Here is a 12,170-nt window from a genome sequence, read left to right as displayed (position 1 = left end):
CATGTAAACACCAAGAGAAGCAGGGAAGAGGGTGGGCAAAGACAATTTTATCCCCTTCCAGGGGTTATTTCAAAACCGGACCCTCCGGATCCGGTTTTTTATTTGCATTATAAATCAAAAACTAAATTTTTCTTCTCAGTACGATAAGACCGATTAAACCAGAGCCGAGAAGCCATAGCGCGCCCGGGACAGGAACTATGTCATATTGACGCACACCAAACTGCTTGCACCATTGATCCTCTTCCAGGCCGTTTATCTCCATTGTAAAGTCAAAAGTCACCCATTCATTTAAATCGACATAGTTTTCAAACGTTGGATCATAAAAATCCAATAAACCATCACTGAATTCCCAATTAGGAAAAACATCGCTCCCAGCGGAGGTTATATTGATATTTTCATCAATCCCATTGAAGTCGGAATCATAAAATTCGAATCCATATCCGACAATTCCCGGATCTTTATCAAGCTTACTTTTTACTTTAAATGTCCAATCTATGGTAAGGGTTCCGTCAGCCGGCGGCCAAAAGAGAGTTGTGACTCGTGAATCAAAAAAATTACCCTTTTTATTAACTGTAAGCGTGGCACAATCCTTTATAGGGGCATAATGGGGTTTATTTGCCAGTTTTGGCACGGTGGTAAGAGGCACCTCTCCTGGTTCAGCCAGTCTTTCCCATACTTTTAAACTAGATAGCCCTGTAGGCCATTGAAAAGTTATTCTATTTTTATCAAATCGATCAAGGTCCCTTATTGTGGTTAAGCTGTAATCTCCAAATGCCGGCCCTACCTGCATCATAAAAAAAACGAGAACAATACTGAGACCCACTCAGTAGTGTCCGGTTAGGTTTTTGCATGTTATATGGGATAAAAAAATTAGAAAAATGTTCATTTTTTACTTGACAAACCAAATAAAAATTTTTTATCGTTTTGTTATAAAATATAATTATAACAAGGAGTTAAGACAAAAATGGACATATTCAATATCCCAAAAAAGAATTTTAATCCCCAATCTCATGCTCGATTTCTCAAACCTTTGCAAAAGATTTTTCCTGACACGCCACAGCTTAAATCCCGAGGTCACAGGCCATTGAAAATGACTTTTGAAGATCAGCTTCACGCACTGATATTTTTCCATCTACAAGAACATGAATCAGCTCGTGATCTTATTCAACACCTTAAAGAAGACGATTTTGCCAAAGAATGTGTCGCTCCAGATGGAGGGATCAGTCGTAGCAGTTTTTCCGAAATTATCAATTCTCGAGGGCTTGAACAGCTTGAATATGTTTTTCAAGCTCTTTGCAGCCAGGCACAAAATGCTTTACCATCAAATTATTCAGATCTCGGTGAACTCGTTTCCATTGATGGATCTTTAATTGATGCAGTTCTGTCCATGTACTGGGCTGATTACAGAAAAGGCGCTAAAAAAGCAAAAGGCCATTTCGGCTTTGATGTCAATCGCAAGATTCCTATAAAAATTCATCTGACAAATGGAAATGGCGCTGAACGCCCCTTTGTCAGGTCTATCCTTACAAAAGGCCAAACAGGAATCATGGATCGGGGGTATCAATCACATAAGGATTTTGATCTTCTTCAGGATGAAAAAAAACATTTTGTTTGCCGCATCAAAGCGAAAACAACAAGAACTATTATCAAAGAGCAGCCTGTTGATCCCGACAGCTATATTTTTTATGATGCTGTGGTTCTTCTTGGCACTCCTGGGGTAAACCAGACCAGAAAGCCGGTTCGACTGGTTGGTTATAAAATTGCCGGTGTCAAATATTTTGTGGCAACTGATCGTTATGATCTTACAGCCGAGCAGGTTGCAACCGTTTATAAGCTTAGATGGGATATCGAAACTTTTTTCAAATGGTGGAAGAAACATTTAAAAGTGTACCACTTGATTGCTCACAGTAGATATGGCCTGATGGTTCAAATCCTTGCGGGGTTAATAACCTACCTGCTTATGGCCATATACTGCCATGAACAGTTTAATGAACCTGTATCAATAAAGAGGATTCGTCAGCTTAGAAATACCATCCAGAACGAATTACGTACTGACGAAAAAAACGTATGGTCTAATAATCTGATTATCAAAGAGCAAATGCTATATGCAAAAACTTAACCGGACACTACTGAGCTAATACATACCTAAGGCGGGCTAAACGCCCGCAACCCAACTCTATGGGTGTTGAGTATTGAGAATAAAGATACGATCTTGCTTTCCTCATCACCCACTACTCAACACGCAACTCTTAGTGGGGGTGGGGATCATTATTTCGATAATAACCTGGAATCCATGATGAGCCTTTTTTTAAAGCAAGACGGGCTGGTTCCCTCGATTTTTTTGAAAACCCTGTTGAAGTATGAGACATCGTTAAACCTGATGGAAAAACAGACATCTGTTATGCTTATTTTTTGTTGCAGGAACATGTTTTTTGCTTTTTCAATTCTTTTGTGATTGTGATAATTTTTGAAGGTTGTGCCGGTAACCGACTTGAAGGTTCTTGCAAAATAAAATTTACTCATGCCGCTCTCTCTGGCAACTTCGTCAAGTGATAATGGCATTATGCAATGAGTATCGATAAAATTAACGGCTTTTGCGATATTAATTTGTTTAACGTGTGTTTGCATTGTGTGCTCCTACTTCGTTCACCCCTTAATTTTTTGTCGCTTGTAACAAAAAAAAGCCGGGTTGCTGAAATATGCAGAAATTTCGGCAACCCGGCTTTTTTTGATAATGAGCTTTCGGGTATTCCTGTTTCACCTAAGGGGCTCACTAAAAAATAACTAATTCGGTATTTTATTTTTGAGTGAGCCTCCAATGGTTATTCGGGCTTTATCGATTTCAATACTATATTATTTTTTAATTAATTTTAGGGCGTGCTGGTTGCAGCTTTGGAGGTAACAGCCTCTATATAGATTGTCAGATAATAAATTTCACAAGGCCAGGGGGAGGAAGGCGTATTGTAATACTCCAACGACCGATAACGCAGTGAAATTATTTATGTAACAATCTATACCTATGAAAAAACCGGGCGAAGAGAATGTATCGGTTAGTTGCCCGGTTTTTTCGGTAGGAGATCCGGTGGCATTCCGGCTCGCCTTGCGGTGAAAGATGCTTTGAGGGATGTCAAGAAAAAGTTTTTGTCATTTATGCTGAGGCGGATAAAATATATTGCTATGTGTAAGCATAGTGAACAAGCACCCCATCCCTCGTTAAACGTTCGGCAGGGCAGTTTGTTTTCTCCAAAAAAAAATCCCTGAACCGAAATTAATCGATTCAGGGATTACCCTTTTTTATCCTTGAATTTTTTTGCTAACCCTTGGCCACGAGGTTTGCATCTGTTACCCAGGTAGGTCTTCTGGCTTACGGATCAACCTACTAATTGCGCCTTCCCAACAATTTGTTAGTGGCATTGTGCAATTTTCGTCCCCGATTACAGCGACGGGCTCGCCCTCGATTTTAACGAGGTTCCCTTTTATGCTTTATGAGCACCTGAATAAATATTTTTTATTTTTATAAAAATAAAATGATGAAAAAGTAAAGTCAATCTCAGTAGTGTCCGGTTAGGTTTTTGCATGTTATATGGGATAAAAAAATTCAGTAGTGTCCGGTTAGGTTTTTGCATGTTATATGGGATAAAAAAATTAGAAAAATGTTCATTTTTTACTTGACAAACCAAATAAAAATTTTTTATCGTTTTGTTATAAAATATAATTATAACAAGGAGTTAAGACAAAAATGGACATATTCAATATCCCAAAAAAGAATTTTAATCCCCAATCTCATGCTCGATTTCTCAAACCTTTGCAAAAGATTTTTCCTGACACGCCACAGCTTAAATCCCGAGGTCACAGGCCATTGAAAATGACTTTTGAAGATCAGCTTCACGCACTGATATTTTTCCATCTACAAGAACATGAATCAGCTCGTGATCTTATTCAACACCTTAAAGAAGACGATTTTGCCAAAGAATGTGTCGCTCCAGATGGAGGGATCAGTCGTAGCAGTTTTTCCGAAATTATCAATTCTCGAGGGCTTGAACAGCTTGAATATGTTTTTCAAGCTCTTTGCAGCCAGGCACAAAATGCTTTACCATCAAATTATTCAGATCTCGGTGAACTCGTTTCCATTGATGGATCTTTAATTGATGCAGTTCTGTCCATGTACTGGGCTGATTACAGAAAAGGCGCTAAAAAAGCAAAAGGCCATTTCGGCTTTGATGTCAATCGCAAGATTCCTATAAAAATTCATCTGACAAATGGAAATGGCGCTGAACGCCCCTTTGTCAGGTCTATCCTTACAAAAGGCCAAACAGGAATCATGGATCGGGGGTATCAATCACATAAGGATTTTGATCTTCTTCAGGATGAAAAAAAACATTTTGTTTGCCGCATCAAAGCGAAAACAACAAGAACTATTATCAAAGAGCAGCCTGTTGATCCCGACAGCTATATTTTTTATGATGCTGTGGTTCTTCTTGGCACTCCTGGGGTAAACCAGACCAGAAAGCCGGTTCGACTGGTTGGTTATAAAATTGCCGGTGTCAAATATTTTGTGGCAACTGATCGTTATGATCTTACAGCCGAGCAGGTTGCAACCGTTTATAAGCTTAGATGGGATATCGAAACTTTTTTCAAATGGTGGAAGAAACATTTAAAAGTGTACCACTTGATTGCTCACAGTAGATATGGCCTGATGGTTCAAATCCTTGCGGGGTTAATAACCTACCTGCTTATGGCCATATACTGCCATGAACAGTTTAATGAACCTGTATCAATAAAGAGGATTCGTCAGCTTAGAAATACCATCCAGAACGAATTACGTACTGACGAAAAAAACGTATGGTCTAATAATCTGATTATCAAAGAGCAAATGCTATATGCAAAAACTTAACCGGACACTACTGAGTCAATCTTTTTGTTTATTTTTTTTTTATTACGGAATTAAACTTTTTTCAGAAAACTTGTTTTTTTATTTTTTAGTCAATATTCTATTCAGACGTTGTAGCTGATAGGTCAGTTATTTCGTCCCCGTTCCCTAAAACCTCCTGGAGAATTTTATTAAGTTCCTGCATCTGGTACGGTTTTACAATCGCACCGCAAAAGCCATAGTCCGAATAATTTGCCATTATTGGATCATTAGAGTAGCCGCTGGAAACAAAGATTTTCGCCCCAGGATTAATGGATAGAATTTTTTTAACAGCTTCCTCACCTCCCATACCACCGGGAACTGTAAGATCCATAATAATAAGATCGGCCTGTATCCCTGCGTCCAGATCTTTTCGATACATATCAACGGCTTCTGCTCCATCGGTTGCCAGTTCAATTTCATAACCTAATCTGGTAAGCATGGCCTTTGCTATTTCCCGTATCATCTCATCATCGTCCATGATCATTATTTTTCCCTGCCTTTGTGCTATATGTCCGGTTTTTTTTATAGGAGGAGCAGAGATTTGATTTTTGGACGCAGAAAGATATATTGAAAAGAGAGTCCCTTTCTCCGGCTTTGATTCGACAGTGATATAGCCTCCATGCTGCGTGATAATTGAATGGCAGATTGCAAGCCCTAGTCCGTTTCCAGTTTGTTTGGTTGAAAAATAGGGGTCGAAAATTTTGTCAATTATTTTGTTGGGGATACCTGCCCCGTGGTCTTTGATAGTGACTACTATATAACTGTCTCCATGTAGGAATGGGAAATTCTGATGGTGATTAAGTACATTTTCGCATCGGATATCAATAACACCACCCTGGGGCATCGCATGGGCGGCATTAATGATAATATTTTGAATCACCTGGCTGATCTGTCCGGGATCTATATCAACGGGCAAGAGATCAGGTGCAAACCAGGTATCACATCGGACATTACTGCCCCTTAATACAAATGAAGAAGAGTCGGTGATAATTTCGGCAATTGAAGTAGTTTTTAGTACCGGCTCACCCCCTTTGGCAAAAGTCAACAGTTGCTGGGTAAGATCTTTGGCCCGCAGAGATGCTTTTCCCGCTTCAGACAACAGGGCGTAGGTCGACTCATGGGGATCTGTGTAGTTAAGGGCCAGATTAATATTGCCAAGTATAGCGGACAGTATATTGTTAAAATCGTGTGCAATACCGCCGGCCAGAACCCCAAGGGATTCCAGTTTTCTGGCTTTAAGCGCTTCCTGCTCCAACCTTTGTTTTTCCGTTACATCTCTGAAAACAAGAACAACTCCTATTGTATTGCTTTTGGCGTCAAGAATCGGCGCACCGCTGTCAGCAATGCTTCGCTCCTCACCATCCCTTGCAATCATAATTGTATGATTGGCAAGCCCGATTACCTGACCGCTGCTTATAACTTTTGTAACTGGATTCTCACAAACCTTCCTGGTATGTTCATTTATAATGTGAAAGACCTCATCCAAAGGCCGCCCGGCAGCCTCTTTGTTGCTCCAGCCGGTAAGGTTCTCGGCAACCTTGTTCAACAGGACAATATTCCCGGAGATATCAGTGGTGATTACGCCGTCGCCAATGCTTCGCAAGGTGACTGCCAACTGTTCTTTTTCTTCAGCCAGCGCCTTTTCCGCTTGTCTGCGGTCGTTGATATCCCTGACCACTGCAATAACATAACGCTGGCCGCTGAACTCGGTGTATCTCAGGGCCACCTCCACCCAAAAAAGAGTATTGTTTTTTTTTCTGGCCAGCCAGTCAAAAGTCTGGTGGTTTTGCAATACGGTGCTTTTGACTTTTTTCACGGCCTCTTCCGTGGTATAGGGGGGGGCTCCGGCACTGACACTTCCAGCATCTATCAGGAGCGCTTCCTCATAGCTATAACCATACATTTCAAGCATCCCTTGATTGACATCAAGAATTTTACCTGTGTCGGCATCATGTATAAAAATAGCGTCGCTGGGGGCATTATATATTTCCCGATATCGTTCTTCTCCGGCCTGAAACTGTTGGTTGGCTGCCCGCAGGTCATCAATGTTTTGTTCCAGCGCATTTCTTGTTTTAATCAATTTTCTCGTCATTTTGTTAAAGGCAGCAGCAAGAAGACCGATCTCGTCTTTATCTGATTCTTCGGCCTGCTCTCTAAAGTTGTCATCGGCAATATTGTTCGCTACCCTGGTAAGTCTGACGATGGGCCTGGTAACGCTTTTGGCAAAACAGAATGATAAAAATAGTATTAACGATACTCCACCCGTAAGTATACAAAAGAACATAGCGTTCATCTTGGCAAGTGGTGCAAAAGCCTCTTCTTTGTCTATTTTGACTACTATTCCCCAGTTCATGTCTTCGATGTATCTGGTGGCGGCAAGAACAGGAACCTGACGATAATCGGTTTTATCTGTCAGCAGCATACCTTTACCTGAAAAAGCCTGATTTATTGGTATATGAATATTGTCCTTGGTAATCGTCAAGCGGAGCGCTGCCTGCCGGTCAAACCGGGTTGGCATGACAAAAACAGTGTCACCATTTTTGTTTTTTGCAGCCAAAATGGTCTCGCCAGTCTCTCCTAACCCAGTGTAATCACTGATAGCTGTGATCATATTGTCAACTTTGGCATCGATGAAAATCACTCCCAAAAATTTGTTTTCCAGGTAGAGTGGTCCGGCTATCTTTAGGGAAATATTTTGGTCCGCATCAAGATAAAACAGATCGACCCTATTACCCTCCCTGGCACTGGCAAAAAAATCTTCATTGCAATTTTCTCCCTCTATCCTGGATGGACCGCTTGAGGCAACCAATACCCCATCCGGAGAGTGAACGCAGATATATTTGAAATCAGTGATGGATGCCTGGGCATCACGAAGTATTTTGTTCATTTTGAGCTGATGTTGTTTGCCAGCACTTGTCAGGAATTGATCAAGAGAGAGGCGCATCTGGGTTCGGCTGGCTACAAGCCTTAGCCTTTCAGAGTTCTGCTCGACAATATCCTTTATCCTGTGTTGTTGGATGGAAGCTACGGACTCAAGATGATTTAAAATATTATGTGACAGCAGCTTCTTTACACTGATGTAGAAAATAATATTGGTAATGATCAGTAATGGAAGAGACAGCGTAAGTAAGGCGAGTATTAATTTGTTATGGATTGTCATTGGAAAAATTGATGAGGCCTTTTTTTTGGAAGAAATTTCTTTTGCCATGGTCGCTATCCTTGACGCTGAATGTCTGGCATGAAATGCGCGTTTCAGCGCGTCGGTTCCATGTCCTGGTTCAAGTAAGCCGCTGCAATGAAGTTTTAGTATCTTAATATTTATATATTAAGGGAAAAATAGAACATTTTTAGAGCTATAGAGTGTCACATAAATAATTTCACCGGGTTATCGGTCGTAGGAGTAGGGCTCAAGATGTTGAACCCCTCATTCTTCATCTGGCCATGTGCCAAATTGCAAACAAATTGTAAGCAAATTTTACAATAGGGTAATTATCTGACAATCTATGCCTCCTTTTGAGGGTTCCCATTTTTGGCGTAGTCTCAAGAAGGAGGTATTCATGAAAAATTATCAAAGTCAATCACATGTAACGTTGAAATGCAAGTATAACAGAGTTTGGTGTCCAAAATATCGGCAAAAAAAGCTGTATGGAAAATTGCGGGGTTGTCTTGGGGAAATAGCTTATGGGGTTTCCTTGCTAAAAACCCACTTTTCAACCATTCCCAGGACTAAATTTCGTTTGATCGGCTTAGTCGTATAATCGTTCATGCCCGCTTCAATACACATTTCCCTGTCATTCTGCATGGCATTGGCGGTCATGGCCACAATCGGGATATGTTCCGGCCGGGCTGATATTTGATTACCGGCACCTTTCGAATTCGATTTATTATTTCCCCCGGCAATATTTGCTTCCCAATTGCGAATCTCCACTGTTGCGTCAAGCCCATCCATTTCAGGCATCTGCATATCCATGAAAATAAGATCATATTTATCCGGAGAAGCAGTAAATTTATCCACAGCCTGGCGGCCGTCGTGCGCCACCTCCACCTGGCAGCCTGCCTTGGTCAGCATCATTTTGGCCAGTCTCTGATTCACCGGGTTATCTTCCGCCAGCAGGATAGACGCAGAATGCTTTATCTCTTCCCGGGCGAAATACTCGGTTATTATCTTATCTTCTTTATCCTTTTCTTCCTTTGATCCCAAAGATCCTGCCAGCATCTGGTACAGTTTTTTCCGGCGGACGGGTTTGCTTAAAAAACCGTCAAAACCGGCTTTTTCACATTTTTCAGCATTTCGTTCCATAAGAGAGGAAAGGGCAATCATGGGCAGCTTTTTAATAGCAGATTGTTGATTGCGGATATTATAAAATTGCGAATTATCCTGGCTACTTCATACCCGTTCATTTCCGTCATATTAATATCAGATATGCAAAGATCAAACGGTTTTCCGTTTTCCAGGCTCTTTTCCAGGGTGGCAAGTACGTTTCGGCCATTTGTCAGAGCTACCACCTGCATGCCGGCCGATTCTAAATAGTGAGTTAATATTTCAAGATTTTTGAGGTTATCATCAATGATGAGCAGACTTTTACCGGCAAGCGGCATTGGAGTAGTTCTTTTCGATTCTCTGCCTTCAACTTTTTTAAGCCAGGCCGTAAAGTAAAAGGTACTCCCTTTATGCTCCTCGCTTTCCACCCGGATATCTCCAGACATCAGGCCGGCGATCTGTTTACAGATCGACAACCCCAAGCCTGTACCGCCGTATTTCCTGGTAGTAGAACCATCCGCCTGTTGAAAGGTCTCAAAAATCGTATCGATCTTATCTTCCGGTATTCCTATACCGGTATCGATGATCTTTGCAAGCAACATAATTTTTTCTGATTATATCGGATTTAGGGGAGCCTGATAATGAGTAGCGTAACTGGTTGTGATTAAAACATAAACATGCATAACATGTTGATATTACAAAAGATATTTTTGACTAGATTTTTTTTCAATAATTTTATATGGTTAGAGACAAATCCACTCCAAAGGAGGTCTCTTCGTGCCAAGATAAATCCGAATCGTTGGGATAAGACACAAGGTCTTTGAAACTCGATATTGTTACCAAGTGGGTGCTCGGGAAACGGTTTGTTTCCTTCATCTCTGCAGGGCTTGCTCTGGCATTGATGTTAAGATAGTCCCACCTGACTAAAGACTAACCAGCAGGTCAGTAGCGAAGTCCACAGGTAAACCCGGTAACGGGAGTCTGGAGCTGGACGGAGCAAGATTGCAGGCTCTGTATTGAGCCCCGAAAAATGTATGGTTGTGGTCATTGTGATAATCCTGCTTGCAGGAAAAAGCCGACGCTTTGGAGACAGCGGAAGGCAGCAGTCCTGAATATGCTAAGGCAAGTATTCAGGACACCACCGGGGTCTTAGACCAGGGCATGTACTCAAAGGGGTAGCTCGGGAACTTGGGAGACCCGGATGTTTCCTTGGGTAAAAAGAACGGTAACAGGAAATCCAGCGCAAGCGAAATCCCGGCGTTGCATAGGAATGTCCCGCCTTGCAACGAGTCTGCCATTGGCAGAAACACAAACATTAAAAGATGGGCGATACAAGGTATCAGGGGAGGATAGCGAAGAGCGAACGAACCTGAGATAAACATTCGGAAGTCTTAGCAGATCATAGTACCGATGATTAAGAATTGAACTATCTTGATCGGAAAGGTGGGGAAGTGATGCCCAAGCGACCCACTGCAGGGAAGGTGAAGCAGGGTATAACGTTTTTTTGGCAGGAATTATGGGAGATACACAGATGTCACAAACCATATCAACAAAAAGCCGAGAAATTGCAAGAACGGTCGCTTGCAATTCCAGACCGATAGAATGGGGACAACCACCGGTGTTAACAGGTGGGTCATCCCTTATCAAAATCGAGCTGCTTGCTCAAAGTAATCCTGAACTGGTATTTACATCAGTAGTCCATCGGATAGACTTTGATTTACTGAAACAATCCTTTCGTAAAATTCGGAAAAGCAAATCTGCAGGAGTGGACAAGGTTACGGCAAAGGAGTATGCCGAAAATCTTGATCAAAACCTCTATAATCTGTATGAACGACTGCGGAGAGGACAGTACGTTGCGTCTCCTGTAAAGCGTATCTGGATAGACAAGGAAGGAGGGAAAAAGCGTCCAATTGGCATACCTGTACTTGAGGATAAAATTGTCCAGAAAGCAGCAGCAGCCATATTGAATGTCATATTTGACAGGAATTTTTACAATTTTTCCCATGCATTCAGAAAAGGTCGGAGCCAACACATGGCAATCAAAGATTTACGTGAGCAATGCTTGAAGCAGAATATCAGCTGGATAGTAAGCGCAGATATTACAGGACTATTTGACAATATTAATCACGAGTTACTTAAAGACATGATACGTCGGAGAGTAAGTGACGGCGGAATGATTCGCCTGATAGGGAAGTGGTTGAATGCAGGCGTAATGGAGGAAGGCAACCTGACGTACTCTGAAACGGGCACTCCACAGGGAGGAGTAATTTCCCCTGTGCTCAGTAATATCTTTCTTCATTATGTTTTAGATGACTGGTACGTGAAAGAAGTGATCCCCCGGATGAAAGGGAGATGCTCCATCATACGCTGGGCGGATGATTTCATCCTCGGGTTCGAGTATGAAAAAGACGCATTGCGTGTCATGGATGTATTACCCAGGCGGTTCGAACAGTTCGAGCTGTCACTTCACCCGGAAAAGACAAAACTGATTCGATTTTCCAAACGCATTAGCGGAAAGGGAAACGGGACGTTTGATTTTTTAGGGTTTACATTTTACTGGTCAAAATCATTAAAAGGGTACATGGTAATAAAGAAAAAGACGGCAAGAAAGCGTTCAAGCCGTTTTATGAAGAGAATATGGATATGGTGCAAGGATAACCGTCATAAGCCAATGGCCGAGCAGTATGAGATTCTTTGCAGTAAACTGCGAGGTTTTTACCAGTACTTTGGAGTAATAAGTAACTACAAAGTGCTGGAAGTTGTGTTTGAATATACTGAGAAAGCATGGCGTCGATGGTTAAGCCGAAGAAGTCACAAGGGCGAAGTAATGTTCGAGGACTTGCGCACAACATACCCACTGCCATTACCCAGAATAGTCCATAATATTTGATGCCGTAAGGGCTGCAAAGTTATACGCCAAACGGGGTGTCGCCTGTTTGGTTGATAATCCGGTAAAAAGGATTTGAACCGAGGAACCGTATGAGGGAAATCTTCACG

The 12,170-nt window shown here is 41.7% G+C and carries 8 protein-coding genes and 1 riboswitch; of the genes, 3 read left to right on the top strand and 5 right to left on the bottom strand.

Features of this window, described 5'->3' with window-relative positions:
* Nucleotides 1-121: 121 nt before the first annotated feature.
* A complete protein-coding gene (locus tag BuS5_RS13870; RefSeq protein ID WP_027355060.1) occupies nucleotides 122-823 on the bottom strand; it encodes a PEP-CTERM sorting domain-containing protein in 702 nt (233 codons plus the stop codon).
* 141 nt (nucleotides 824-964) lie between these two features.
* Between BuS5_RS13870 and BuS5_RS13865 the strand changes: the two genes are divergently transcribed.
* Entirely contained in the window at nucleotides 965-2,119 is a 1,155-nt protein-coding gene (locus BuS5_RS13865; protein WP_036019371.1) for an IS4 family transposase, read from the top strand.
* Between the two features lie 149 nt (nucleotides 2,120-2,268).
* Here BuS5_RS13865 and BuS5_RS13860 read toward each other — a convergent pair whose 3' ends face one another.
* On the bottom strand, nucleotides 2,269-2,628 hold the full coding sequence (locus BuS5_RS13860) for a helix-turn-helix domain-containing protein (protein ID WP_027355165.1): 360 nt from the start codon (nucleotides 2,626-2,628) through the stop codon (nucleotides 2,269-2,271).
* A 704-nt stretch (nucleotides 2,629-3,332) separates the two neighbouring features.
* Nucleotides 3,333-3,512, bottom strand: a riboswitch (cobalamin riboswitch).
* Between the two features lie 227 nt (nucleotides 3,513-3,739).
* Here BuS5_RS13860 and BuS5_RS13855 point away from each other — a divergent pair.
* Nucleotides 3,740-4,894 carry an IS4 family transposase gene (locus BuS5_RS13855; RefSeq protein ID WP_036019371.1) on the top strand — a complete coding sequence of 385 codons (1,155 nt, stop codon included), beginning with the start codon at nucleotides 3,740-3,742 and terminating at the stop codon, nucleotides 4,892-4,894.
* Between the two features lie 97 nt (nucleotides 4,895-4,991).
* Here the strand turns inward: BuS5_RS13855 and BuS5_RS13850 are convergent, their stop codons facing one another.
* From BuS5_RS13850 to BuS5_RS13840, 3 genes are all read right to left on the bottom strand, one after another.
* The gene (locus BuS5_RS13850; protein WP_051375167.1) at nucleotides 4,992-8,120 is read right to left on the bottom strand and encodes a PAS domain S-box protein; all 3,129 of its coding nucleotides are present in this window, start codon (nucleotides 8,118-8,120) and stop codon (nucleotides 4,992-4,994) included.
* 471 nt (nucleotides 8,121-8,591) lie between these two features.
* A complete protein-coding gene (locus BuS5_RS13845) occupies nucleotides 8,592-9,233 on the bottom strand; it encodes a response regulator (protein ID WP_027354990.1) in 642 nt (213 codons plus the stop codon).
* Entirely contained in the window at nucleotides 9,230-9,775 is a 546-nt protein-coding gene (locus BuS5_RS13840) for an ATP-binding protein (RefSeq protein WP_027354991.1), read from the bottom strand. Before BuS5_RS13840 ends, BuS5_RS13845 begins: the two co-directional genes overlap by 4 nt.
* A 914-nt stretch (nucleotides 9,776-10,689) precedes the next feature.
* Here BuS5_RS13840 and ltrA point away from each other — a divergent pair.
* Nucleotides 10,690-12,063, top strand: a complete 1,374-nt coding sequence (gene ltrA / locus BuS5_RS13835) for a group II intron reverse transcriptase/maturase (RefSeq protein WP_036019348.1) — start codon at nucleotides 10,690-10,692, stop codon at nucleotides 12,061-12,063.
* Nucleotides 12,064-12,170 lie beyond the last annotated feature (107 nt).

Source organism: Desulfosarcina sp. BuS5 (genome assembly GCF_028752835.1).
Lineage (GTDB): Bacteria > Desulfobacterota > Desulfobacteria > Desulfobacterales > BuS5 > BuS5.
The sequence above is the reverse complement of the archived record's forward strand: the minus strand, read 5'-3'. Positions and strand labels throughout refer to the sequence as shown.

What these genes read in the sequence shown, in the direction of transcription:
- BuS5_RS13865 (WP_036019371.1), top strand. Translation starts at nt 965, where the DNA reads ATGGACATATTCAATATCCCAAAAAAGAATTTTAATCCCCAATCTCAT.
- BuS5_RS13850 (WP_051375167.1), bottom strand. Translation starts at nt 8,120, where the DNA reads ATGGCAAAAGAAATTTCTTCCAAAAAAAAGGCCTCATCAATTTTTCCA.
- BuS5_RS13840 (WP_027354991.1), bottom strand. Translation starts at nt 9,775, where the DNA reads ATGTTGCTTGCAAAGATCATCGATACCGGTATAGGAATACCGGAAGAT.
- ltrA (WP_036019348.1), top strand. Translation starts at nt 10,690, where the DNA reads ATGGGAGATACACAGATGTCACAAACCATATCAACAAAAAGCCGAGAA.
- BuS5_RS13845 (WP_027354990.1), bottom strand. Translation starts at nt 9,233, where the DNA reads ATGATTGCCCTTTCCTCTCTTATGGAACGAAATGCTGAAAAATGTGAA.
- BuS5_RS13860 (WP_027355165.1), bottom strand. Translation starts at nt 2,628, where the DNA reads ATGCAAACACACGTTAAACAAATTAATATCGCAAAAGCCGTTAATTTT.
- BuS5_RS13855 (WP_036019371.1), top strand. Translation starts at nt 3,740, where the DNA reads ATGGACATATTCAATATCCCAAAAAAGAATTTTAATCCCCAATCTCAT.